The 26,254-nt window shown below is 39.4% G+C and carries 22 protein-coding genes, 1 tRNA gene and 1 rRNA gene (1 of these 24 only partly in view); 10 read left to right on the top strand and 14 right to left on the bottom strand.

The features are described 5' to 3' along the window. Positions 1–92 precede the first annotated feature (92 nt). From RCG25_RS00250 to RCG25_RS00240, 3 genes are read right to left on the bottom strand one after another with little or no spacing between them, the layout of a single operon-like run. Positions 93–2,081, bottom strand: a complete 1,989-nt coding sequence (locus RCG25_RS00250; protein ID WP_308081681.1) for a molybdopterin-dependent oxidoreductase — start codon at positions 2,079–2,081, stop codon at positions 93–95. A gap of 50 nt (positions 2,082–2,131) precedes the next feature. Further along, entirely contained in the window at positions 2,132–2,329 is a 198-nt protein-coding gene (locus RCG25_RS00245) for a DUF951 domain-containing protein (RefSeq protein ID WP_308081680.1), read from the bottom strand. Positions 2,330–2,344: 15 nt separating this feature from the next. Beyond that, a complete protein-coding gene (locus tag RCG25_RS00240; protein WP_308081679.1) occupies positions 2,345–3,229 on the bottom strand; it encodes a mechanosensitive ion channel family protein in 885 nt (294 codons plus the stop codon). A 159-nt stretch (positions 3,230–3,388) separates the two neighbouring features. Here RCG25_RS00240 and yyaC point away from each other — a divergent pair, with 159 nt between their 5' ends. Further along, a complete protein-coding gene (gene yyaC / locus RCG25_RS00235) occupies positions 3,389–4,003 on the top strand; it encodes a spore protease YyaC (protein ID WP_308081677.1) in 615 nt (204 codons plus the stop codon). Between the two features lie 41 nt (positions 4,004–4,044). Here the strand turns inward: yyaC and RCG25_RS00230 are convergent, their stop codons facing one another. The 11 genes from RCG25_RS00230 to rpmH all read right to left on the bottom strand — a co-directional run bounded on the left by RCG25_RS00230 (position 4,045) and on the right by rpmH (position 14,536). Further along, positions 4,045–4,761, bottom strand: coding sequence for a DUF554 domain-containing protein (locus tag RCG25_RS00230; protein WP_308081676.1), 717 nt, complete (start codon positions 4,759–4,761; stop codon positions 4,045–4,047). A 109-nt stretch (positions 4,762–4,870) separates the two neighbouring features. After that, a complete protein-coding gene (locus tag RCG25_RS00225; protein ID WP_308081675.1) occupies positions 4,871–5,725 on the bottom strand; it encodes a ParB/RepB/Spo0J family partition protein in 855 nt (284 codons plus the stop codon). Continuing rightward, the gene (locus RCG25_RS00220) at positions 5,718–6,479 is read right to left on the bottom strand and encodes a ParA family protein (RefSeq protein ID WP_308081673.1); all 762 of its coding nucleotides are present in this window, start codon (positions 6,477–6,479) and stop codon (positions 5,718–5,720) included. Before RCG25_RS00220 ends, RCG25_RS00225 begins: the two co-directional genes overlap by 8 nt. A gap of 449 nt (positions 6,480–6,928) precedes the next feature. Beyond that, complete coding sequence (gene noc / locus RCG25_RS00215; RefSeq protein ID WP_308081672.1) at positions 6,929–7,792, bottom strand: nucleoid occlusion protein; 864 nt, start codon at positions 7,790–7,792, stop codon at positions 6,929–6,931. Between the two features lie 138 nt (positions 7,793–7,930). Then, the gene (gene rsmG, locus RCG25_RS00210; protein ID WP_308081671.1) at positions 7,931–8,647 is read right to left on the bottom strand and encodes a 16S rRNA (guanine(527)-N(7))-methyltransferase RsmG; all 717 of its coding nucleotides are present in this window, start codon (positions 8,645–8,647) and stop codon (positions 7,931–7,933) included. 59 nt (positions 8,648–8,706) lie between these two features. After that, positions 8,707–10,593 carry a tRNA uridine-5-carboxymethylaminomethyl(34) synthesis enzyme MnmG gene (gene mnmG, locus RCG25_RS00205; RefSeq protein ID WP_308081670.1) on the bottom strand — a complete coding sequence of 629 codons (1,887 nt, stop codon included), beginning with the start codon at positions 10,591–10,593 and terminating at the stop codon, positions 8,707–8,709. A gap of 52 nt (positions 10,594–10,645) precedes the next feature. After that, positions 10,646–12,031, bottom strand: a complete 1,386-nt coding sequence (gene mnmE / locus RCG25_RS00200) for a tRNA uridine-5-carboxymethylaminomethyl(34) synthesis GTPase MnmE (RefSeq protein ID WP_308081669.1) — start codon at positions 12,029–12,031, stop codon at positions 10,646–10,648. Positions 12,032–12,411: 380 nt separating this feature from the next. Further along, positions 12,412–13,035: an RNA-binding cell elongation regulator Jag/EloR gene (jag, locus tag RCG25_RS00195; protein WP_308081667.1), complete on the bottom strand. Its 624-nt coding sequence runs from the start codon at positions 13,033–13,035 to the stop codon at positions 12,412–12,414. Further along, entirely contained in the window at positions 13,032–13,805 is a 774-nt protein-coding gene (gene spoIIIJ, locus RCG25_RS00190; RefSeq protein WP_308081666.1) for a YidC family membrane integrase SpoIIIJ, read from the bottom strand. The genes jag and spoIIIJ overlap by 4 nt, the downstream gene beginning before the upstream one ends. A 59-nt stretch (positions 13,806–13,864) precedes the next feature. Further along, entirely contained in the window at positions 13,865–14,206 is a 342-nt protein-coding gene (rnpA, locus tag RCG25_RS00185; RefSeq protein ID WP_308081665.1) for a ribonuclease P protein component, read from the bottom strand. Between the two features lie 195 nt (positions 14,207–14,401). After that, a complete protein-coding gene (gene rpmH / locus RCG25_RS00180; protein ID WP_024031040.1) occupies positions 14,402–14,536 on the bottom strand; it encodes a 50S ribosomal protein L34 in 135 nt (44 codons plus the stop codon). A gap of 697 nt (positions 14,537–15,233) precedes the next feature. On the opposite strand from rpmH, the gene dnaA reads away from it, so the two are divergent. The 9 genes from dnaA to RCG25_RS00135 all read left to right on the top strand — a co-directional run. Then, a complete protein-coding gene (gene dnaA / locus RCG25_RS00175) occupies positions 15,234–16,580 on the top strand; it encodes a chromosomal replication initiator protein DnaA (RefSeq protein WP_308081663.1) in 1,347 nt (448 codons plus the stop codon). Positions 16,581–16,788: 208 nt separating this feature from the next. Next, positions 16,789–17,925: a DNA polymerase III subunit beta gene (gene dnaN / locus RCG25_RS00170; protein WP_308081662.1), complete on the top strand. Its 1,137-nt coding sequence runs from the start codon at positions 16,789–16,791 to the stop codon at positions 17,923–17,925. Between the two features lie 152 nt (positions 17,926–18,077). Then, the gene (yaaA, locus tag RCG25_RS00165; RefSeq protein WP_308081661.1) at positions 18,078–18,293 is read left to right on the top strand and encodes a S4 domain-containing protein YaaA; all 216 of its coding nucleotides are present in this window, start codon (positions 18,078–18,080) and stop codon (positions 18,291–18,293) included. 17 nt (positions 18,294–18,310) lie between these two features. After that, positions 18,311–19,429, top strand: a complete 1,119-nt coding sequence (gene recF, locus RCG25_RS00160; RefSeq protein WP_308081660.1) for a DNA replication/repair protein RecF — start codon at positions 18,311–18,313, stop codon at positions 19,427–19,429. An 8-nt stretch (positions 19,430–19,437) separates the two neighbouring features. Next, positions 19,438–19,686 (top strand): extracellular matrix regulator RemB, encoded by a 249-nt coding sequence (remB, locus tag RCG25_RS00155; protein WP_308081659.1) that lies wholly within the window; start codon positions 19,438–19,440, stop codon positions 19,684–19,686. Between the two features lie 74 nt (positions 19,687–19,760). Further along, positions 19,761–21,689 (top strand): DNA topoisomerase (ATP-hydrolyzing) subunit B, encoded by a 1,929-nt coding sequence (gyrB, locus tag RCG25_RS00150; RefSeq protein ID WP_374121021.1) that lies wholly within the window; start codon positions 19,761–19,763, stop codon positions 21,687–21,689. Positions 21,690–21,779: 90 nt separating this feature from the next. Beyond that, positions 21,780–24,302 carry a DNA gyrase subunit A gene (gene gyrA / locus RCG25_RS00145; protein WP_308081658.1) on the top strand — a complete coding sequence of 841 codons (2,523 nt, stop codon included), beginning with the start codon at positions 21,780–21,782 and terminating at the stop codon, positions 24,300–24,302. Positions 24,303–24,598: 296 nt separating this feature from the next. Then, positions 24,599–26,133 (top strand): 16S ribosomal RNA (locus RCG25_RS00140). Between the two features lie 106 nt (positions 26,134–26,239). Beyond that, positions 26,240–26,254: transfer RNA gene (locus RCG25_RS00135), tRNA-Ile, on the top strand; it runs 59 nt beyond the window's last position.

The raw sequence follows: 26,254 nt of genomic DNA, 5'->3' as shown, positions 1-26,254 counted from the left end.
CCATTAATCAATAAATAGTCAAGCCTTTCACAATTATAGGCATTTGTAAGAAAAAAGACAAGGATGAAAAAACTGCTACCCATAGGCAGCAGTTAGTTCACTTTTTCAATATTTACTAGACAATCAAATAATGTGCTTCCTAGACCATTATCCGATTTCCTGTTAGAGGTTAGTTTATTTACCGATCCGCCGAATTCTTTCCAAATTCCCTCATCAATATTAATCGTATTGGGATGTGCCGCTGCTAAGACTGAAATAAACCCACTTACTTCTCCTCGCTCATTCCATACCCTGACTAAATCGCCATTTTGTAGTTTTTTCTGTTCTGCGATATTGGATGCAACCTCAACTTTTACCTTTGGCTTAGATGGGAGGAGGTGATAATTTTGCGAATGATTCGAGCGTAAAGGATGAATCGTTAACAAATGGTACGGAAAGTATTCGGCAAGCTTTGGATTTTTCCATTTGGATTCTTCCGGTACAGATAGCTTTAAAGAACCACCTAGCAACGAAGTAAATTCAAACTTTCCTGTTGGCGTTTGAAAACGATAGTCCTGCCAAGGAATTTTATCAACAGGTAATTCTAATGTTTGCTGTTCTTTTAATTGTTCAAACGTAACACCTTTTTTCTCTAAGGATTGGAAGGTCATCTTCAGCCATTCTTCTCTTGAAAAATTAAAGTCCTCTCCGAATCCTAAGCGCCTTGCTAATTCTGTCCAAATCCATAAGTCAGACTTTGCCTCACCAGGAGAAGTGACCAGCTTAGGTCCATAATTCACATAATGATGATACATGGAGGAATAATAAATATCCTCTTCCTCAAAAGCAGTGGTGGTTGGCAAAACATAATCAGCTAATCTTGCAGTGTCCGTCATAAACTGTTCAATCACCACAAGCGTTTCAACTGAAGAAAATGCTTTCTCCACCACATTAGTGTCTGGAACCTGGGTAATAGGGTTCCCGCATGTTACGATGATCATCTTAATTTCTGGGTCAACTGCCGCCAGTACCTCTTCCGCCTGCTTCATAATTGAAAATTGCCGATGATTTTGTTTTCGACTAGGCAGAGTTAACTCATCAAACACAAAGCTTTGACCTACCTGCAGATTTGCATAATTGGCACCGCCGCCGGCAACTCCTATATTCCCACTAATCGCCACTAGTGCATCGATGAAACGAATGGTATTCCCGCCGTTTGTATATCTTTGCAAACCTAAACCCATATAAGTAGCGGTTGGCTTATCTGCATAAATTTGAGCTAATTGCGTGATTACCTCTAAGGGTACTTCCGTCATTTCACTCAATTGTTCCATTGAGATTTCTACTAGGAGTGCAGCTAAGTCTGGGAATCCATGTGTATATTGTTCGATAAACTGTCGGTCTTCCAATCCTAAGCGGAGCATTTCTTTAATAATTGCAGCTGCTAATAATCCGTCCATTCCTGGTTTCACTGAAATATACTGATCGGCTATTTTTGCCGTTGCATTATAGAGAGGATCAATCACATAGATTTTAGCCCCTTTTTTCTTCACTTCTAAAAGCTTTTCATAAAAGTGCATGTTTGTTCTAGAGACATTTCTTCCCCAAATAATGATATGTTTGCTGTTAGTAATGTCCTCAGGTTCGTGGCTATAAGCATTCCCAAAATCCCATTTTTGCGCTTCAATACCTGCCCCCCAACAAAGTGAGCCGTATAGTTCGGTTACCCCGCCAAAACAATTAAAAAAGCGTTGGTCCAAGTTTTTTAATATCCCATTATTCGCGTAATCATGACTATGCAAAACAGCAGTTGAGCCGTACTTTTCTTTGATTCCCTTTAATTTTGCAGAAATTTCGTCAAGGGCCTGCTCCCAGGAGATCTGCTCAAATTGTCCATTGATCTTCTTTAAGGGGTGCAATAGCCTTTGGCTTGAGTTGGTTCTCGTTTCGAGCATCCTGCCTCGTCCACAAATTTTTCCCTTTGTAATTGGATGGGAGGGATCACCTTCCACTTTCACAACCTTGTAGTTCTCTACTGTTACGTTAAATCCACAGCTATCCCAACAATTTAAAGGACACGCTGCCTTTCGAATCTCCTTCAATATCTCCACCCCCAACCTTCTGTTCTATGTCTAAAAAAAGAAGCACGGGCTTAACCCTCATGCTTCACTAAAGTCTTTTTCATTTTCCTTCCAAACTCTTTTCTTGGGATTAATACGCTATGTCCGCAGCCTTCACATTTAATCCTGATGTCCATTCCGAGGCGGATGATTTTCCAGCGATTCGTTCCACAAGGATGTTGCTTTTTCATTTCAACGACATCATTTAAGGCAAATTCTTTTTCTTCCATCGAACTTCCCCTCCTTTACACCCCAGGTTCTTTCGTCACTCTAGGATCCTTTGAGTACATGACCATACGCGGATACGGTATTTCAATTCCGTGCTCATCTAGGTGTAGTTTAATATCTTTACGAATTTTCCTTGAAACTGCTGTATGCTGCATCGGCAATGTTTCAGCCACAATCCTGACGATTACCTCTGAAGGTCCAAAGCTTTGAATCCCTAAATAATCTGGTGTTTTCACTAACTCCTCATATTTTTCTGGCATTGTTTCAAGTGATTCTCGAATAACCTTTTCAGCTTTATCTATATCCTCTTCATAAGCAATCCCGACATCTATAATTGCAAGGCTGTTATTAAGGGAAAAATTTGTTACCTCCATTATACTACCATTAGGTAAAATATGGACCTCACCTGTCCAGCTTTTTAATTTAGTTGTTCGTAAACCAATTGTTTGGACATTACCCTCGAACTGTCCAAGACGGACATGGTCACCAACTGAAAATTGATCTTCAAAAATAATGAAGAAGCCAGAAATCACATCTTTCACCAAGTTCTGAGCACCAAAACCAACGGCTAAGCCGACAACTCCTGCTCCTGCAATCAGTGCTTTCACATCAATTCCAAGTACTGAAAGAATCATCATTGCAGCAATAAAATAAATAACGTAGGAAAGGATGTTATCGAGAAGCTTGGAAAGTGTCTCTTCTCGTCGTACCGAGGTAGTCAACGGGGAGAGATTTCTAATTTTAAATACATTGTGTATGGCTACTTTCCCAATACGAATTAAGATGTTGGAGATAATAATAATGGCAATAATTTTTAGAAAACCTTCACCCATGTTTAACCATGTGTCTTCGTTCTGAAATTTATCAACTACTTTTTGGATTCCTTTTTCAGTAATACTCATTCACACACCATCCTTACATCCATAATACCTCATCTATTTTAACAATTTTTCTAGTTAGATAATAGCATTGTGATTTTTCTTTTTCTGCCTTGTTATGTATAGAATCCCTGAATTTTCCGTATAATAGTAAAACTATTCAAAATTTAGGGAGTGGGCCGAGTGAATCTGAAAACAAACCTTTTTGACAGGAGGGCCAAAGCACGCATTAGTCACGATGACCTTCACGCTGCTGAACATTTAGCGGAAGAGTTAATTGATTATATTCCTAGTGTAACCAAACGCCCAATTGTTTTTATTTGTATTGGAACAGACCGCTCTACAGGCGATTCATTAGGACCACTTGTCGGAACATTACTGGAAGAGAAGAATCTCAAAGCTTTTCATGTGTATGGCACATTAGATGACCCGATTCATGCGGTGAATTTAGCTGAAAAGTTGAAAGAAATTCAAGCAAAATATGTTGATCCTTATATTATTGGTATAGATGCATGTTTAGGCCGAATTAAGAATGTCGGCGTGATCCAAGTTGGTACTGGACCCGTCAAGCCCGGTGCAGGTGTAAATAAGGAACTTCCGGCTGTGGGGGATATACATATCACAGGCATTGTGAATGTCAGCGGATTTATGGAGTTTTTTGTACTACAGAATACACGATTAAATTTAGTCATGAAGATGGCTAAAACGATTGCAAATGGCATTTACCAGGCAAGCCTGCTTTACCCAAAGAAAAACTGGACGGAATTAAATTGGGTAGAAGAAGAGAGGACTAATTAAAAGAGCAACCGGCACGTACCGATTGCTCTTTTTAATTCCATTTATTGGAAGAATCGATGATAATTATACATAATCGTCACGATAATCCCAACTATGACAATCCCCGGCAACAAATTAGCCACTTTAATCTTTGTCATGCCTGTTAGATTCAAGCCGATGGCAAAGATCATGACTCCGCCTGTAGCAGTCATTTCAACAATAAATTGATCCATTAGTGCCTGTGGAACGAAACGATCAATTTGAGTTGCAAATAAGGCTATCAACCCTTCATACAGCATGACTGGAACAGCAGAGAAGATCACGCCAATTCCTAGAGTAGTAGTTAGGATTAGTGCGGTAAATCCATCAATCAATGATTTCATATACAATACATCATGATCACCCCGAATCCCGCTATCAAGTGCGCCAAGGATCGCCATTGCTCCAATGACAAAGATGAGAGTGGCAGTAACAAATCCTTCGGAAATGCTTCCTTTTCCATTTGACCCAACCTTTGATTCAAGCCATTGTCCCAGATCATTTAATTTATCTTCTAATTTTAAAAGTTCTCCAGTTACAGCTCCAACGACTAAGCTGATAATAACGATTAAGAAGTTTTCACTCTTTAAGCCCATCTGAAGTCCCAGTACCATCACGGACATGCCGATTGCATACATGACCGTTACTTTCATTCCTTCAGGGATTCGGTTTAATGCTTTTCCAATTAGAGTACCGATAATAATTAACAGTCCATTCACCAATGTGCCTAATAAAAACATGATTGTTACCCCTTTTTTCGCCTCTCGAAATAATATTAGTATTAAACTATCACTTTTCTGCTAGATTGAAAAGAATTTTCTCAAAAAAATAAACCATCTAGGAGATGGCTTACAAGGTTTCTTCGCGATCTAGCATTTCTAGGATTCGCTCGAGGTCCTCTTGTGAGAAAAATTCAATTTCAATTTTTCCTTTATTCTTGTTTTGTTTAATGTTCACAGTGGTTCCAAAGCGCTCACGAAGAACATGCTCGCGTTCCTGTAAAAAGACATCTTTTTTCTTTTCTGGCTTTTTTGTTTCACGTGAAACATTATCATTTAGTTGTTGAATTAATTTTTCTAACTGACGGACATTTAATCCTTCCTGGATGACCTTTTCAACGATAGCAGGTAATTTTGCCTTTTGCCTAAGTCCTAACAAGGCACGTCCATGTCCCATTGTGATTTTCTCAGCTGAAATTAATTCCTGAATCTTTTGCGGAAGAGAAAGGAGGCGGATATGGTTCGCGATATGTGGTCGGCTTTTTCCTAAACGCTTGGCTACTTCTTCTTGCGTCAGCTTTAACTTTTCCATTAATGTTTGGTAGGCTTGGCCTTCTTCAATTGGGTTTAAATCTTCCCTCTGTAAATTTTCCAACACCGCTAATTCCATCATTTGTTGCTCAGATAATTCACGAACAACAGCTGGAACAGTTTCCAGTTTTGCTTCCCTTGCAGCACGAAAACGTCGTTCCCCTACAACAATTTCATAGCCTCTAATACTCTTTCTAACGACTAGAGGCTGTAAAATTCCATGTTCGATGATCGAATCTCTTAATTCATCGATCGCTTCTTGGTGGAAGGTTTTTCGGGGCTGGTAAGGGTTGGGACGCAGTTCTTTCAGCTTAATTTCTTGGATTGCTTCTTCCTTTCCAGGTTCAACATTCGCAAAAAATGCATTCAGGCCTTTTCCTAAACCTTTAGCCATTCGATACCACTTCCTTTGCTAAATCTAAATACACTTCCGCTCCACGGGATTTTGAATCATAAGTAATGATTGGTTCCCCGTGACTTGGAGCCTCACTTAGACGCACATTTCTTGGAATAATGGTTTTGTAGACTTTATCTTGGAAGTATTTTTTGACTTCTTCAATGACTTGAATCCCGAGATTCGTTCTCGCATCAAGCATCGTTAGTAAGACACCTTCAATTTTTAAATCCTGATTTAAATGTTTTTGCACCAGTCTAACAGTATTTAATAATTGACTCAGTCCTTCTAACGCATAATACTCACATTGAACAGGGATAATCACCGCATCAGATGCTGTTAATGCATTAAGAGTTAATAATCCTAAGGATGGAGGACAATCAATAATAATATAATCGAACTGATCTTTTACCTCTCCAAGCGCACGTTTTAAACGCACTTCTCTTGAAATAGTAGGAACCAATTCAATTTCAGCCCCTGCTAATTGAATAGTTGCTGGTATAGCATATAAATTATCAACGGATGTTGGCTTTATAACATCCTTTGCTTCTACATCATCTACTAACACATCATAAATACACTGTTCTACTTCTGCCTTTTCAATTCCAACCCCACTTGTTGCATTGCCTTGCGGGTCTATGTCTACCAATAACACACGTTTCCCTATGTATGCTAAGCAGGCTCCTAGGTTGACGCTTGTTGTCGTTTTACCGACTCCGCCTTTTTGATTCGCGATTGCAAGGATTTTGCCCACGTTGTCACCTACCTTAATTCTTAAAAAATTTTAAACTCATATTCTATCAAAAGTTAATTATTATTAATTATCTAACATATGTTTAGGAATGTAAAATTCCATTCCTTTATTTTATCATGAAATGATTTCGTTGTTATTTATTTTCTAAAAATATTCCAATGTATAATATGGATATTTTTTACAATAATTAACACAAAGAAAGGTTTAAATTAAAAAATGCACCATAACCTTGTCTGTTGATTTCCGCTCCAGGCGCGAGCGGTTCGTGGGTGTTTCGGCGAGCCTCCTCGGCGAAACGCGCCTGCGGGGTCTCCCCTGAACCATACACTCCCACAGGAGTCTTCGCGCCTTCCTCTACAATCAACAGGATGCCATATTAACATTGGCTTTTTAATATTTAAATATAATTCCATAAAAAAAAACCAAACTTTTCAGTCTGGTCTTAGCACTTATTTTTTCTTTGGAATGCGGATGGTGAATTGGTAGAATTCTTCAAATTCTTCTTCTTCGGCATCCAAGTTGATTCCACTATCTGTTACCATTGATAACGATTGGCGAATCGTATTGACCGCTATTCTCATATCTTTACTAAAAGCCTTTCGCTTCGGCTTCGGCTTTTCATTTTTTTGTTCCAGCATCCTGACAACGCGTTCTTCGGTTTGCTTCACATTAAAATTCTTTTCAATCACTTCTGCCAATAGCATAACTTGTTTTTCCGGATCTTTTAATGGAATAAGTGCACGAGCATGGCGTTCAGTAATGACTTTATTTAATAACGCCTCTTGAACAGGCTGTGGTAATTTAAGAAGACGCAGCTTATTAGCGACTGTTGATTGTCCTTTACCCAGTCGCTGTGCTAATGCCTCTTGTGTCAAATTATGGAGCTCAAGCAGCTTTCCATATGCAATCGCTTCTTCAATAGGAGATAATTCTTCACGCTGTAAATTCTCTATCAGTGCAACAGAAGCCGTTTCAGTATCCGATAGATTTTTTACAATTGCAGGGGCTTCATTCCAGCCAAGCTTTTTCATCGCACGCCAACGGCGCTCCCCGGCAATAATTTCAAATCTATCGATATCAAACTCCCTGACGACAATAGGTTGAATGATACCATGTATATGAATGGTTCTTGATAGCTCTTCAATTTTGTCTTCATCGAACACCGTTCGAGGTTGGAACCGATTTGCTACGATCTGATTAATCGGTATTTTCCTTATTTCCTCGTTTCGTTCGATATCTATTTCCTGCTCAAACTCAACCTCTTGTTCTCCCTTATCGCCGAGGCCAAAAAAGCGTGTAAACGAATGCTTCATCCCCAACACCACCTTTACGAAACTCCCTATTACTTATTCTCTATACAAATAATTTCTTCCTGCCTAGGATACCATTTTTATAGAAAAATTGTTAGCTTAACAAAATAACTTTACCTCGCGCCTTCCGCTCTAATCAACCTATTCGATCGGCGATTTTCCTGGTGTTCCTGGCTTCCGAGGATATTTCTTTGGCGTTTGTTTTTCCTTTTTAATGATTAAAATATTTCGTTCACTCTCTTCGAGTGGGAGCGTAAAGGTGAACACCTTTTCCACTTTTCCACCAAGAGTAGTGATGGCCTTTTGGCCTGTTCCTAATTCATCCTGGGCATGGGCTGCCTTCATAGCAATAAATGTCCCTCCGACTTTTACCAGCGGCAGGCAAAGTTCACTTAAAACAGACATTCTGGCAACCGCTCTAGCTGTAACCACATCAAAGGCTTCCCGATAACTTGGATTGACCCCAAAGGTTTCCGCACGATCATGAACAAAATGAACGTTATCTAATTTTAGAACGGTAGCAAGATGATTTAAAAATGAAATTCGTTTATTCAAGGAATCAACAATGGTTACCTCAATTTGAGGATATACAATTTTTAACGGGATACTTGGAAATCCTGCACCTGCTCCAACATCACATAGATGAAAAGGCTTGGTAAAATCAAAATAAAAGGATGCAGCAATGGAATCATAAAAATGTTTTAGATACACTTCATGCTTTTCCGTTATTGCTGTTAAATTCATTTTTTCGTTCCACTCGACAAGCGTTTCAAAATAGGTCTGAAACTGTTCAAGTTGCCTATCTGTAAGAGTAATTCCCTTTTCCTCCAGGCTTGCCTTAAATTGTTCGATATCCATAGACCATCTTCCTCACTAACTGTTCAGCCCCAGCATCATATGCTGGGAACTGTTTAAAATTATTCATGAACTTTTGCAATACGGCCTTGCTCCAAATAAACGAGGAGAATTGAAATATCAGCTGGATTAACACCAGAAATACGGGATGCTTGAGCAATTGATAACGGTTTGATTTGCTTAAGTTTTTGTTTAGCTTCTGTTGCTAAACTGTTAATCGCATCATAATCAATATTTTCAGGGATTTTCTTATTTTCCATTTTCTTTAAGCGTTCAACCTGCTGAAGTGATTTTTCAATATAGCCTTCGTACTTAATTTGAATCTCTACTTGCTCTTTGATTTCATTGTTTAATTCAATCTCACTCTTCGAAAGCTGTTCGACTAATTCATACGTCATTTCTGGTCTTTTTAGCAGATCCGCAGCATGAATTCCATCCTTAAGTTCACTGCCACCCACACTTCGAATGACTGCCTGAACTTCTGTAGATGGTTTAAGAATGATGGACTGTAATCGTTCCTTTTCCGCTTCGATTGCTGCTTTTTTTACTAAAAATGCTTCATAGCGCTCATCACGAATAAGACCGATTTTATGACCAATTTCAGTCAATCTTAAATCCGCATTATCATGACGTAATAATAAGCGATATTCTGCTCTAGAGGTCAACAAACGATAGGGCTCGTTTGTCCCTTTTGTGATCAAATCGTCAATTAACACACCAATATACGCATCAGATCGGCTCAAAACTAATTCTTCTCGCTCTAATGCCTTAAGACCCGCATTAATACCGGCCATTAACCCTTGACCAGCCGCTTCCTCATAACCAGATGTTCCATTGATTTGTCCAGCCGTATATAAATTTTTAACAACTTTAGTTTCTAATGTCGGCCATAGTTGTGTAGGAACAATGGCATCATACTCAATGGCATAACCCGCTCTCATCATTTGAGACTCTTCTAATCCTGGAATTGTTTTAAGAATTCGATGCTGTACATCTTCAGGCAAGGAGGTCGATAAACCTTGAACATATACTTCCTTCGTATTTCTTCCTTCTGGCTCAAGGAAAATCTGATGACGAGGCTTGTCATTAAATCGAACAACCTTATCTTCAATGGAAGGACAGTATCTTGGACCTGTACCTTTAATCATTCCAGAGAACATCGGTGAACGGTGTAGGTTATCATCAATTAATTGATGAGTTCTGTCATTTGTATAAGTCAACCAACACGGCAGCTGATCGGTAATGAATTTTGTCGTCTCGTACGAAAACGCTCTTGGTACTTCATCACCTGGCTGTATTTCAGTTTTGCTATAATCAATCGTATTACCATCTACTCGAGGTGGTGTACCTGTCTTAAAACGGACAAGTTCAAAACCAAGCTCTTCTAAATGCTCTGATAGCTTGATGGATGGTTGTTGATTATTCGGACCGCTCGAATACTTTAATTCACCAAGGATAATTTCCCCGCGAAGATAGGTTCCAGTTGTGATAACAACTGTTTTTGCAGAATAAGTGGCCCCTGTTTTTGTGATGACCCCTTTAACCATTTCATCTTCCACAATTAACTTTTCAACCATACCTTGTAGTAACGTTAAGTTCGGTTCTTCTTCAAGTGTTTTCTTCATTTCATGCTGGTAATCAAATTTATCCGCTTGTGCTCTTAGTGCACGGACTGCTGGCCCTTTTCCCGTGTTTAACATCCGCATTTGGATGTAGGTTTTATCAATATTCTTGGCCATTTCCCCACCTAGAGCATCGATTTCACGCACAACAATTCCCTTTGCGGGCCCTCCAACAGAAGGATTACATGGCATAAAGGCAACCATATCTAAATTAATTGTAATCATTAATGTTTTTGCACCTAGTCTAGCAGAGGCAAGTCCGGCTTCACAGCCAGCATGTCCCGCACCTACGACTATAACGTCATACTTTCCTGCTTCGTATTGCATGTTGTTCCTCCTTTTCCGTAAAAAAACGGAACTTGCTTTGAACCTTACTTATCTATTTCCCTAAACAGAACTGTGAAAATAATTGATCAATGAGGCTTTCATGGACACTTTCACCAGTAATTTCTCCAAGTAATTCCCATGACCTTGTTAAATCTATTTGAACGATATCAATTGGAGTACCTGTTTCTACTCCTTCAATTGCTTCTTCGATCGCATGTAGACTTTGGTTTAATAGCGCTATGTGTCGAGTGTTTGAAACATACGTCATGTCACCTGATTCAATGGAACCTGCAAAGAACAATGAAGCTATTGCTTCCTCCAATTCATCGACACCATGGTCTTCCAGTAAGGAGGTCGTCACCATTTTATGACCTTCCGCAAGCTGTGTTACTCTTTCCATATCAATTTCTTGTGGGAGGTCTGTTTTATTAATAATGACAATGACATCCATTCCCTTAACAACCTCAAAAAGGTTTTCATCCTCTACGCTCAGTTTGTCAGAGTAATTCATGACAAGCAAAATCAAATCAGCTTCTTTTAAAACTTGACGGGAGCGCTCCACACCAATTCGTTCGACAATATCCTCTGTTTCCCTAATTCCTGCTGTATCTAGTAGTCTTAACGGTACACCTCGAACATTCACATATTCCTCAATCACATCACGAGTCGTACCGGGAATATCTGTAACAATGGCTTTATTTTCATGTACTAGGCTATTAAGTAAGGAAGACTTCCCAACGTTAGGCCGTCCTACGATAACGGTAGATAAACCTTCTCGTAAAATTTTCCCTTGCTGCGATGTTTGTAGAATCTTTTTAATTTCCTCCTGTACAAAGGCCGCTTTTTCTAGCAGCATATGATGGGTCATTTCCTCCACATCATCATATTCGGGGTAATCAATATTCACTTCAACATGAGCAAGGATTTCTAAAATTTCCTGTCGCAATCTCCGGATAAGGTTTGAAAGGCGCCCTTCCATTTGACTAAGAGCTACATTCATGGCCCGATCCGTCTTCGCCCTAATTAAATCCATTACGGCTTCTGCCTGTGATAAATCAATCCGTCCATTCAAAAAGGCTCTCTTTGTAAATTCACCTGGTTCGGCTAACCTTGCCCCATGATTCAACACATGCTGCAGTACTCGATTGACGGATACAATTCCGCCATGACAGTTAATTTCAACAACATCCTCTTTCGTAAAAGTCTTCGGTCCCTTCATCACTGAGACCATTACCTCTTCTACAACTTGGCCATCTTTAGGGTCAAACAGATGTCCATAGTGAATGGTATGGGATGTCATCTCTACAAGTCTTTTCCCGCCAACACCTCTAAAAAGCTTATCTGCAATTTGAATGGCATCATCACCGCTCAGTCGGACAATCGCAATAGCACCCTCTCCCATTGGCGTTGATATCGCCGCAATCGTATCCAACTCCATGATCTTCACCTCACATAAAAAAATTTATCTATATAATAATCGGAAATTTTTTCTCAAATTATTAGAATACCACATGAATCCTCGTTAACAAAGCAATCAAATTATCCACAACCGAAAAATGTCTATTTATTATTTTAACTTATCCACATGTGAATAACAATAAAACGAAAACTCAAAGTTAAGTTAGTTATCAACACTAAGAAAAGAGGAAGCGCCTTGGTCAGCCCCGACAGGCAAATGTTCTTCTGCAAGAAAAGTCGTTCTTTGACTTTTATTGCAGAAGGTTATTTGACCCGAGGGGCTAGGCGCTGGAGCTAGACAATTAAAAAATCCCACAAAAAAAGACACCCTAGTAATAGGATGTCTTTTACGAACGACAATTACCTTCTAACTGGAGTAATCACCACAAAACGATGTGGCTCAGATCCATCAGAAGAAGTTTTTACACGTTTGTTTTCCGACAAAGCGGTATGAATGACTTTACGCTCATAGGAAGGCATGGGTTCTAAGGAAACTTCTTTTCCTGTTTTCACTGCCTTTTGTGCTAGACGATGGGATAATTGAATCAGTGTTTCACTTCTTCTATTTCGGTAATCTTCAGCATCGAGGACTACATTTAAATATTGGTTGGAAAAGCGATTAATCACAAGCTGTGTCAAATATTGCAATGAATTTAAAGTTTGACCTCTTTTTCCAATTAATAATGCAATCTTTTCTCCAGTCATCACAAAAGTAACTTGTTTGCCCTCACGTTTAATTTCTACTTTAGCAGGTGCCCCCATTTGTTCACTCACTTGAGAAAGAAATTTCATTGCTTCTTCGATTGGATCAATGATTACCGTTACTTTCACTATTGCTGGACGTGATCCAAAAATACCGAAAATCCCTTTTTTACCTACGTCAATAATGTCAACATCTGTGCGGTCTTTGGTGGTATTTAATTGAGCTAAAGCTGATTCTACTGCTTCTTCGACAGTTTGTCCTGTAGCAGTTACCTGTTTCACTTTTTTGCTCCTCCCACATTACCGGTGGCGTTTGCCCTTAAATCCGGTCCTTTAATAAAATAGGTTTGAACAATCATAAAAATGTTACCAACAACCCAATACAATGAAAGGGCAGCTGGGAAACTAAATGCAAAGAAAACAATCATGATCGGCATCATCCAAAGCATCATTGCCATTTGTGGATTGTGTTCTTGGCCAGCCATCATCAATTTTTGCTGAATAAAAGTGGTAATACCAGCAATTATCGGCAAAATGTAATAAGGATCCTTTTCTCCAAGATCAAACCATAAGAAATTATCTGAAGCAATTTCTCTTGTTCTTGAAATAGCATGATAAAAACCAATCAAAATTGGCATTTGAACAATTAATGGAAAACAGCCGGCCATTGGATTGACACCATGTTTTGAAAATAGCGCCATTGTTTCTTGCTGCAATTTTTGCTGTGTCTTTTGGTCTTTCGAACTATATTTCTCACGAAGGGCCTTCATTTCTGGCTGGAGAGCCTGCATCGCTTTTGAGCTTTTCGTCTGCTTAATCATTAATGGCAGAATAGCTAGTCGAATAACAATGGTTACGACGATTAGCGCGAGACCATAGCTGCCTCCTAGTAAGTGTGCTCCTTCTTTAATCAACCAGGATAGTGGATAGACAATGTATTCATTCCAAAAACCAGTACTTTCAGAAGTAATCGGCTTTTTGATTTCACTACATCCGGTTAAAAATACAAAGACAAAACTCATACCGAACAAAAGTAATATTCGTTTCTTCAACCAAATTTTCCTCCTTGCCAATATATAAATTTTTTTATGTATATTTTATGGGTATTTTATCATTTTTTAAGCACTTTTCCCACCTTAAGGACATGGGTTAAGCTTTTTTTTACTTCAAAAAAATCCATATCAGCAGTAGGCTTCCGCGCAATAATGACATAGTCCTTTCCAGCTTCTAGCTGGTCATTCAGTTCAAAGATAGCTTGTCTGACATACCGTTTGATTCTATTTCTAGTAACAGCATTTCCGATTTTTTTACTGACTGACAAACCGATGCGGAAGTAGTCCTGATCTGCTTTTTGCAGAGAGTAGACAACAAATTGCCTATTAGCAAATGAATGCCCTTTTTGAAAGGCAGCTTGGAACTCTTTATTTTTCTTTACTCGAAATTCTTTTTTCATCAATAAACACCTTCAGTCTCTGATTGGCTCAGGTAAGATAGTTCAATTTCTACTATAACCATTCGTAGTATTCAAATATGCTCTATTTTCTAAGCCGAAAAGGACTTTTTTTTGTTAATCGGCGAATTTTCTAATCAAGGGGAAGATCTCTTCCCCCCTTTAATTAGAAAAAAAGACCACTGACTCTTCAGTGGTCTATGCTGATAATACTTTTCTTCCTTTTTGACGACGACGAGCTAGAACCTTACGTCCATTAGCTGAGCTCATACGACTACGGAAACCGTGAACTTTACTATGTTTACGACTATTTGGTTGATATGTTCTTTTCATTATATGACACCTCCCTGAGGAATAGCTGACAATTTTAAACGACAGTCTAACTTATTATAAAGAGGTCAACATAAAATTGTCAACCACTCTCCAACTATTGTTTCCCATTTCCAATTTTTTTCGAATATGAATTATCGATTTTCCAGAAACTATAATTAGAAAAGTGAGGCACACTAGACAAAGTGAATAGTTCTAACCCGAAAATTTAGTTGTGGATATTATTTCGACATTTTTTTCATTATCCACACAACATATTGACAGGTTTTGCACAAATTATCTACTTGTGGACAAATTTTGTGCACACGTTGTTCTGGTTGTGGATAAACTGCGAAAAGGCATTGCACCACAAGCAATTATTTGATATTATATTTGTGTTTTCACTCTGAATAACTTTATCCCCCAAATTAATTATCCACAATTTGTGGATAACATGTGGATAGTTTATCCAAGCACTATGTAAAAACTTGTCCACAAGGGGTGGATATTGTCGAAACTCCACATTTATTCCTTATTATATGTTTTCCACAACCAGTGTTTCGTATATTTATAAATTAATAGGTTGTACAACTTGTATAACCTGTGTTTTTTAACGGAACTTTAGTCAAGTAGATTACAAAAGTACAAGCGGTCGTTTACGAAAGATGAGCCGCAGGAGCTGGACAATAAAGAAAAAAAGACGATTAAGGAGGGATACTAGTTGGAAAATATTGCGGATCTTTGGAATGCTGCCCTAGCCAATATTGAGAAAAAGATAAGCAAGCCTAGCTTTGACACCTGGCTTAAGTCAACAAAGGCCCATTCCCTTCAAGGCAATTTGCTTATCATAACAGCACCCAATGAATTTGCGCGTGATTGGCTGGAAGAGCGTTATTCTCAGTTAATCTCTGGTATTCTCTATGAAATTACCGGAGAAGAGCTATCAGTAAAGTTTATTATTCCGCAAAACCAGAATGAAGCAGAGACAGATGTGCAATTACCGCCAAAAAAGGTGAAAAAAGAGGATGATCACGGTGATTTTCCTCAAGGTATTCTAAATCAAAAATATACATTTGATACATTCGTTATCGGTTCTGGTAACCGTTTCGCCCATGCAGCATCACTTGCGGTAGCTGAGGCGCCAGCAAAAGCATATAATCCGCTATTTATTTATGGGGGCGTAGGATTAGGAAAGACCCACTTAATGCACGCAATTGGCCATTATGTTTTAGATCATAACCCTTCCGCGAAGGTCGTTTATTTATCATCAGAAAAATTTACAAATGAATTCATTAACTCGATTCGTGACAATAAAGCAGAGAATTTTCGCAATAAATATCGAAATGTAGATATTTTACTTATAGATGATATTCAGTTTTTAGCTGGAAAAGAATCAACCCAAGAAGAATTTTTCCATACATTTAATGCATTGCATGAAGAAAGTAAGCAAATTATTATTTCTAGTGACCGGCCGCCAAGAGAGATCCCTACACTAGAGGATCGTTTACGTTCCCGTTTTGAATGGGGCCTAATTACAGATATTACTCCCCCTGATTTAGAAACAAGGATTGCGATTCTTCGTAAGAAAGCAAAAGCGGAAGGATTAGATATTCCCAATGAGGTCATGCTCTATATTGCCAACCAAATTGATTCAAACATTCGTGAATTAGAGGGAGCATTGATTCGAGTAGTTGCCTATTCATCCTTAATTAATAAGGATATAAATGCAGATCTAGCTGCAGAGGCATTAAAGGATATCATTCCAAGCTCTAAACCTAAAGTAATTACGATTCTTGAAATTCAACGGGTCGTTGGGGAATACTTTAGTATTAAACTAGAGGACTTTAAAGCGAAGAAACGGACCAAATCTGTTGCGTTTCCTAGGCAAATTGCCATGTATTTATCCCGCGAATTAACAGACTACTCCTTGCCTAAAATAGGAGAAGAGTTTGGTGGACGCGATCACACAACTGTCATTCATGCACATGAAAAAATCTCAAAGCTGCTTCAGACAGATGCACAAATGCAAAAGCAAATGAAGGAATTACATGATTTATTGAAAGTGTAATTATTTTTTTTGCATTTTCTATTTAATAATGTGAATAACTTCTTACCTGTTGTACACAGTCTGTCCACATGTGGATAGGCTGTGTTTCCATTGTAAAATGTCAGTTATCCACATACTAACAGGCCCTACTAGTACTTCTACTATTTTTTTTAAAAAATAATATTATATGTTACAGCTAAAAAAATATGCCTAAACGGAGGATTTTGATATGAAATTTATAATCCAACGAGACCGCCTTGTTCAAAGTGTGCAAGATGTTATGAAGGCTGTCACAACAAGGACAACCATTCCAATCTTGACCGGGATTAAAATTACTGCGACTGCTGAAGGAGTAACGTTAACAGGTAGTGATTCTGATATTTCAATTGAATCATTCATTCCAAAAGAGGATGCTGGGGATGAAATTGTTGAAATTAAACAAGTAGGATCGATTGTTCTACAAGCCAAGTTTTTTAGCGAAATTGTTAAAAAGCTGCCTACAGACTCAGTTGAAATTGAGGTACTTGGTTCACTTCAAACCGTTATTCGATCTGGAAAATCCGAGTTTAACTTAAATGGTTTAGATGCAGAGGAATACCCTCACCTTCCACAAATTGAGGAAAATAATAAGTTTCATATTGCTACCGATCTTCTAAAAGCGATGATTAGACAAACACATTTTGCAGTGTCCACCTCAGAAACACGCCCCATCTTGACAGGTGTAAACTGGAAGATCGAAAATGAGGAACTAATCTGTATTGCAACAGATAGTCATCGTCTGGCATTAAGAAAAGCAAAAATCGAAACGGAGAATAACGATAGCTATAATGTTGTTATTCCAGGCAAGAGCTTAAATGAATTAAATAAGATTATTGATGACTCCAATGAACTAATAGATATTGTTATTACAGAAAATCAAATATTATTTAAAGCAAAGCACTTACTATTCTTTTCAAGATTGTTAGAAGGAAATTATCCTGATACGTCTAGATTGATTCCAAATGAGAGTAAGACCGATGTAACGGTTAACACGAAGGAATTCCTTCAAGCGATTGATCGTGCTTCCCTATTAGCACGTGAAGGAAGGAATAATGTGGTTAAGTTCTCTACGATTGAGGATGGAATCATTGAGGTTTCCTCCAATACTCCTGAAATAGGAAAAGTTGTAGAAGAGATTCAAAGCTCATCCATTGAGGGAGATGATCTAAAAATCTCCTTTAGCGCGAAATATATGATGGATGCATTAAAAGCATTAGAAGGAACGGATATCAAAGTAAGCTTCACAGGAGCCATGCGCCCCTTCTTAATCCGGCCTCTACATGACGAAAGCATCTTGCAGTTAATCCTACCTGTAAGAACATACTAATCAATAAAAAACTACAGATGGCCGCCAATTAAATGGCGGCTTTCTTTACTTATAAAAAGTAAAATGATTTCTTTTTTTGGTTTTCTTTGTATCCTGATGATTTTTTTAGTAAAATAAAGTATTGAGACCATTTTAGAAATGAGGGTGACAACATGCCTGAAAAAGTAAAGCTGGACACAGAATTTATTACATTAGGTCAATTTTTGAAATTAGCTGATGTAATTCAAACGGGTGGAATGGCAAAATGGTTTTTGAGCGAACATGAAGTAATTATAAATGGTGAACAAGATCAAAGAAGAGGTAGAAAGCTTCGAGCAGGTGACAAAGTCCAAATTGCTGGCTTTGGGGAGTTTGTGGTTACCGACTAGCTAAAGGATGCGTTGCCATGTATATTGAAAAATTAGCCTTAAATAATTATCGAAACTATGAAGAGCTATTCGTGGAATTTGAAAATAAAGTAAATGTTATCTTAGGTGAGAATGCCCAAGGGAAAACAAATGTGATGGAATCCATTTATGTCCTCGCCATGGCAAAATCACACCGGACATCTAATGACAAAGAACTTATTCGCTGGGACCAAGAATATGCTAAAATAGAGGGACGGGTTCAAAAACAACATAGTTCTTTGCCTATGCAGCTAATTATTTCGAAAAAGGGAAAAAAGGCAAAGTGCAACCATATTGAACAGCAAAGATTAAGTCAATATGTGGGCAATTTGAATGTGGTTATGTTTGCACCAGAAGACCTTAATATTGTTAAAGGCAGTCCACAGGTGCGAAGACGGTTTATTGATATGGAGATTGGGCAGGTTTCGCCAATTTATTTACATGATATGAGCCAATATCAAAAAATACTCCAACAACGCAATCATTATTTGAAAATGATGCAAATAAGGAAACAAACGGATCAAACCATGCTTGAAATTTTAACGGAACAATTCATCCAAATGGCAGTGAAAATTGTCACAAAGCGGTTTGAATTCCTCCGTTTACTTGAAAAATGGGCAAAACCAATCCATCAAGGGATTTCAAGGGGGTTAGAGAACCTGGAAATTACCTATAAGCCTTCGGTAGAGGTATTAGAAGAACAAGATTTGTCGAAGATGATAGCATGCTTTGAAGAAAAATTCGCGAAGGTCAGAACGAAGGAAATTGAAAGAGGCACTACCCTTTTTGGGCCTCATCGTGATGATTTATTATTTTTTGTGAACGGAAGAGATGTTCAAACCTTTGGTTCACAGGGACAACAGCGAACAACGGCCCTTTCGGTAAAGCTTGCAGAAATTGAGCTAATCTATTCTGAAATTGGTGAGTACCCTATTTTACTGCTTGATGATGTGTTATCCGAATTGGATGATTACAGACAATCCCATTTACTTAATACCATCCAGGGAAAGGTTCAAACATTTGTGACAACGACAAGTGTGGAAGGGATTGACCACCAAACATTAAAGGAGGCTTCAACCTTTGTTGTTGAGGCTGGAGCGATAAGGAAAGTAAACTGAGGTGAACTATGTATATTCATATCGGGGAAGATCTTAATATTAGGGCTAAGGATATTATTTCTATTTTAGATAAAGAAAGTGCCCATCAATCGTCACTTGTCGAGGAATTCCTAGAGCACCATCAGGAAAAGGTAATTAATTTGTCTAAAAACCCTTATAAGTCAGTTATTATTACCCATGAAAAAGTATACCTATCCCCGATTGCCTCTGGAACTTTAAAGAAACGTTCAAATCAAATGAGTATACATGAATTTTAATATAAACATTCTTTTATTGTTTTAAACAACGAAAATATAGATATATTTTTGTCAGAAGGTGCAGGTGAACTAGTATGACTATCGAACAAAATGCGGTTCAGGAACAAGCATACGGTGCGGATCAAATCCAAGTCCTTGAAGGCCTTGAAGCGGTTAGAAAAAGACCTGGTATGTATATTGGATCAACTAGTGGAAAGGGTCTTCATCATCTAGTATGGGAAATTGTTGATAACAGTATTGATGAGGCACTCGCTGGTTACTGTGATGAGATTAATGTCTTAATTGAAAAAGATAACAGTATTACTGTCAAGGATAATGGCCGTGGAATTCCGGTTGGTATTCAAGAAAAGATGGGCAGACCCGCAGTTGAAGTTATTATGACGGTACTCCATGCCGGCGGTAAATTTGGCGGTGGGGGTTATAAGGTTTCTGGGGGCCTTCATGGTGTTGGTGCTTCAGTTGTTAATGCCCTCTCTACTGAACTTGAGGTATATGTCCACCGTGATGGGAAAATTCACTCGATTAAATTTGAGCGAGGCGCAGTTGTTCAAGAATTAGAGGTTATTGGTACAACTGATCAAACGGGTACAATTACACACTTTAAACCCGATGGAGAGATTTTCACTGAAACATTAGTATATGAATATGACATTCTCGCTACTCGTCTTCGTGAATTAGCCTTCTTAAACAAAGGAATTAAAATCACTATTGAAGATAAGCGTGTTGAAAATAAACAGAATGAATACTACTACGAAGGCGGAATTAAATCGTATGTTGAACATTTAAACCGCACGAAGGAAGTCATTCATGAAGAACCGATATATATTGGCGGGGAACGCGATGGTATTAGTGTGGAAGTTGCCCTTCAGTACAACGAGGGCTACACTGATAGCATTTATTCTTTTGCCAATAATATTCACACCTATGAAGGTGGAACACATGAATCCGGATTTAAAACAGCCTTAACAAGAGTTATCAATGATTATGCAAGGAAAAATAGCCTAATCAAAGAGAATGATACGAACCTATCAGGGGAAGATGTCCGTGAAGGGTTAACAGCGATTGTTTCCATCAAACATCCTGATCCACAATTTGAGGGACAAACAAAGACAAAACTCGGTAATTCAGAAGTTAGGGCTATCACAGATACGGTCTTTGCCGGCCACTTTGAAAAATTCCTCTTAGAAAATCCAACGGTAGCGAAAAAAATCGTTGAAAAAGGTTTGATGGCGGCACGGGCCAGACTTGCAGCTAAGAAAGCTAGGGAATTAACGCGCCGGAAAAGTGCTCTAGAAGTATCGAGCTTACCAGGTAAACTTGCGGACTGCTCTTCAAAAGATCCCTCAGAGAGTGAAATATACATCGTTGAGGGTGATTCTGCGGGAGGTTCAGCGAAGCAAGGACGGGACCGACACTTCCAAGCAATTCTACCCCTAAGAGGTAAAATTCTTAATGTTGAAAAAGCACGTCTTGACAAGATTCTGTCTAACAACGAAGTAAGAGCAATGATCACAGCCATTGGAACTGGAATTGGCGAAGATTTCGACATTTCAAAAGCCCGTTATCATAAAGTTGTAATTATGACAGATGCCGACGTAGATGGTGCGCATATTCGGACACTTATCTTAACCTTCTTTTATCGTTATATGAGAAAAATCTTAGAAGCGGGCTATATTTACATTGCACAGCCACCTCTTTATAAGGTTCAGCAAGGGAAGCGTATAGAGTACGCCTATAATGATAAAGAACTTGATAAGATTTTTGCGGAGTTACCAGCAGCACCGAAGCCAAATATTCAACGTTATAAAGGTTTGGGAGAGATGAATCCAGAACAATTATGGGAAACAACGATGGATCCATCTACTAGAACCATGCTTCAAGTGAGCCTTGAAGATGCGATAGAAGCAGACGAGACATTTGAAATGTTAATGGGCGATAAGGTAGAACCACGCCGTAACTTCATTGAAGCAAATGCGCAATATGTAAAGAATCTAGATATTTAACTAGATATAGATTAAGGGGTAGAGGGATGACCACTATCCTCCTTTTTCTTTTACCTAGCCCTTAGTGTGATCCAATAGGAGGTACAAATTATGGCTGAAACACCAAATTCTCAAATAAAAGAGATTAATATAAGTCAAGAGATGAAATCTTCCTTTCTTGACTATGCGATGAGTGTTATTGTTTCTCGTGCCCTTCCGGATGTCCGTGATGGGTTAAAACCAGTTCATCGCCGTATTCTTTATGCTATGCATGATTTAGGAATGCATTCGGACAAACCATATAAAAAATCTGCTCGTATTGTTGGGGATGTAATCGGTAAGTATCACCCACATGGTGATTCTGCTGTTTATGAAACGATGGTACGTATGGCACAGGATTTCAACTATCGTTATATGCTCGTTGATGGGCATGGTAACTTTGGTTCTGTGGATGGTGACGCTGCAGCAGCTATGCGTTACACAGAATCAAGAATGTCTAAGATATCAATGGAATTATTAAGAGATATAAACAAAGATACTATTGATTATCAAGATAACTATGATGGTGAGGAAAGAGAACCGGTTGTTTTACCAGCTAGGTTTCCAAACCTATTAGTTAATGGAACGACGGGTATTGCGGTAGGTATGGCTACAAATATACCACCACATCAGCTTGGGGAAGTTATCGATGGAGTGTTAGCAATCAGTCATGATCCAGAAATAACTACTCAGGAGTTAATGGAAATTATCCCAGGTCCTGATTTCCCAACAGGCGGAATGATTCTTGGCAGAAGCGGTATTCGGAAGGCTTACGAAACTGGCAGAGGCTCCATAACAATCCGAGCTAAAGTGGAAATTGAACAAAAGTCTAACGGTAAGGAAGTTATCATTGTAAATGAGCTTCCATATCAAGTAAATAAGGCGAAGTTAATTGAGAAAATTGCCGAATTAGCTCGTGATAAAAAAATTGAAGGCATCACTGATCTGCGGGATGAATCTGACCGTAGAGGAATGCGAATCGTCATTGAAGTTCGGAAAGATGCGAATGCAAATGTCCTTTTAAATAATTTATATAAACAAACGGCACTTCAAACCAGCTTCGGAATTAACACGCTAGCACTTGTTGGTGGACAGCCGAAGGTACTGAGCCTAAAGCAATGTTTGGTTCACTATCTGGATCATCAAAGAGTAGTTATTCGAAGAAGAATTGAATTTGAATTACGAAAAGCAGAAGCACGTGCCCATATTTTAGATGGCTTAAGAATTGCTTTAGACAATCTTGATGCGGTTATAAATTTAATTCGAAGTTCACAAACAACGGATATTGCACGTGAAGGTTTAATGACAACCTTTAATCTTTCTGAAAAGCAGGCACAAGCGATCCTTGATATGCGTCTACAACGTTTAACGGGATTAGAAAGAGAAAAGATTGAAGAAGAGTATCAAAACTTAGTGAAGCTAATTGCAGAATTAAAAGCAATTTTAGCGGATGAAGAAAAGGTTCTTGCCATTATCCGTGAGGAATTGACTGAAATTAAAGAGCGCTTCAATGATAAGCGCCGTACCGAGATTGTAACAGGCGGACTTGAGAATATTGAGGATGAAGACTTAATTCCTCGTGAAAATATTGTCATTTCATTAACCCATAATGGTTATATCAAACGTCTACCTGTATCTACATATCGTGCCCAACGACGTGGTGGTCGTGGTATACAAGGCATGGGAACAAATGAAGATGATTTCGTTGAACATTTAATCACCACATCAACGCATGATACAATTCTTTTCTTTACCAACAAAGGTAAGGTATATCGATCAAAAGGGTACGAAATACCTGAATATAGCCGAACAGCTAAAGGAATTCCAATCATTAACTTGCTTGGGATCGAAAAAGGTGAATGGGTAAATGCGATTATTCCTATCGAGGAATTTGTCGATGATTGGTTCCTCTTCTTTACCACAAAAGAAGGGGTGTCTAAACGTTCTCCGTTAACATCATTTGCTAATATCCGTAATAACGGACTCATTGCTTTGAGTTTACGTGAAGGTGATGAGCTAATATCTGTTCGTCTAACGGATGGCAACAAGCATATGATCATCGGAACGAAAAAGGGTATGTTAATTCACTTCACTGAAACGGATGTTAGGTCTATGGGACGTACCGCAACAGGAGTAAAAGGGATTACTCTAGATTCTGATGATGAAGTTGTCGGAATGGAAGTTTTAGAAGAGAGCAATGATGTTCTTATTGTAACCAAGAATGGTTATGGTAAACGTACTCCTGCATCGGAATATCGTATCCAGGGAAGAGGCGGTAAAGGAATAAAAACCTGCCAGGTGACTGAGAAAAATGGTCCACTTGTCTCCATGAGAGCAGTGACAGGTGAAGAAGACCTTATGCTTATCACAACCGGTGGTGTACTCATTCGAATGGATGTAGCTAGTATTTCTAAAATGGGTCGAAGCACGCAAGGTGTCAAACTTATTAGTATGAAAGAAAGCGATAACGAATTCGTTGCAACAGTAGCGAAGGTTGAAAAAGAAGAAGAGTCTCAAGAGGATGACAGTAATGACGTTGAAGGTAACGTGGTCGAAGAAAACCAAGATGTGAATCCTTCTGAGAGTGAAGAATAATAGAAAAAAGGCTGACTCAAAAATCAATGAGTCAGCCTTTTTTTATTAATTATATATTGATACAAGATGGTACAGCTGGTATAATATTTTAAGTCGACATGGCGTTTCTAATTTACAAATAGTAAAAAAGAAAAAAACGTTGACTTTAGATATTGTACATGATATATTTATTGAGTCGCTTACGAGCGGTTAGGAAAATTTGTTCTTTGAAAACTAAACAAACAAAAACGTCAACAAACAAAAATTATTAGTTTCTTATGAAACTAAGCCAACGTAACAAAATGAGCTAATCAACTTTCTTGGAGAGTTTGATCCTGGCTCAGGACGAACGCTGGCGGCGTGCCTAATACATGCAAGTCGAGCGAACCACTTCGGTGGTTAGCGGCGGACGGGTGAGTAACACGTGGGCAACCTGCCTGTAAGACTGGGATAACTTCGGGAAACCGGAGCTAATACCGGATAATCCTTTTCCTCTCATGAGGGAAAGCTGAAAGTCGGTTTCGGCTGACACTTACAGATGGGCCCGCGGCGCATTAGCTAGTTGGTGAGGTAACGGCTCACCAAGGCGACGATGCGTAGCCGACCTGAGAGGGTGATCGGCCACACTGGGACTGAGACACGGCCCAGACTCCTACGGGAGGCAGCAGTAGGGAATCTTCCACAATGGACGAAAGTCTGATGGAGCAACGCCGCGTGAGCGATGAAGGCCTTCGGTCGTAAAGCTCTGTTGTTAGGGAAGAACAAGTACCGGAGTAACTGCCGGTACCTTGACGGTACCTAACCAGAAAGCCACGGCTAACTACGTGCCAGCAGCCGCGGTAATACGTAGGTGGCAAGCGTTGTCCGGAATTATTGGGCGTAAAGCGCGCGCAGGCGGTCCTTTAAGTCTGATGTGAAAGCCCACGGCTCAACCGTGGAGGGTCATTGGAAACTGGGGACTTGAGTGCAGAAGAGGAAAGCGGAATTCCACGTGTAGCGGTGAAATGCGTAGAGATGTGGAGGAACACCAGTGGCGAAGGCGGCTTTCTGGTCTGTAACTGACGCTGAGGCGCGAAAGCGTGGGGAGCAAACAGGATTAGATACCCTGGTAGTCCACGCCGTAAACGATGAGTGCTAAGTGTTAGGGGGTTTCCGCCCCTTAGTGCTGCAGCTAACGCATTAAGCACTCCGCCTGGGGAGTACGGCCGCAAGGCTGAAACTCAAAGGAATTGACGGGGGCCCGCACAAGCGGTGGAGCATGTGGTTTAATTCGAAGCAACGCGAAGAACCTTACCAGGTCTTGACATCCTCTGACACTCCTAGAGATAGGACGTTCCCCTTCGGGGGACAGAGTGACAGGTGGTGCATGGTTGTCGTCAGCTCGTGTCGTGAGATGTTGGGTTAAGTCCGCAACGAGCGCAACCCTTGATCTTAGTTGCCAGCATTCAGTTGGGCACTCTAAGGTGACTGCCGGTGACAAACCGGAGGAAGGTGGGGATGACGTCAAATCATCATGCCCCTTATGACCTGGGCTACACACGTGCTACAATGGATGGTACAAAGGGCTGCAAGACCGCGAGGTTTAGCCAATCCCATAAAACCATTCTCAGTTCGGATTGTAGGCTGCAACTCGCCTACATGAAGCCGGAATCGCTAGTAATCGCGGATCAGCATGCCGCGGTGAATACGTTCCCGGGCCTTGTACACACCGCCCGTCACACCACGAGAGTTTGTAACACCCGAAGTCGGTGGGGTAACCGTAAGGAGCCAGCCGCCTAAGGTGGGACAGATGATTGGGGTGAAGTCGTAACAAGGTAGCCGTATCGGAAGGTGCGGCTGGATCACCTCCTTTCTAAGGATATAAGCTGGACATATGAGCCAGACAAAACATGTTTGTTTGATTGTTTTTGTTTGCTTAGTTTTGAGAGTGCAAATTCTCAATGAAATATTCGTAGTGGGGGCCTATAGCTCAG

The organism is Neobacillus sp. PS2-9, assembly GCF_030915525.1.
Lineage (GTDB): Bacteria > Bacillota > Bacilli > Bacillales > Cytobacillaceae > Neobacillus.
This window is presented reverse-complemented; position numbering and strand designations above follow the sequence as displayed.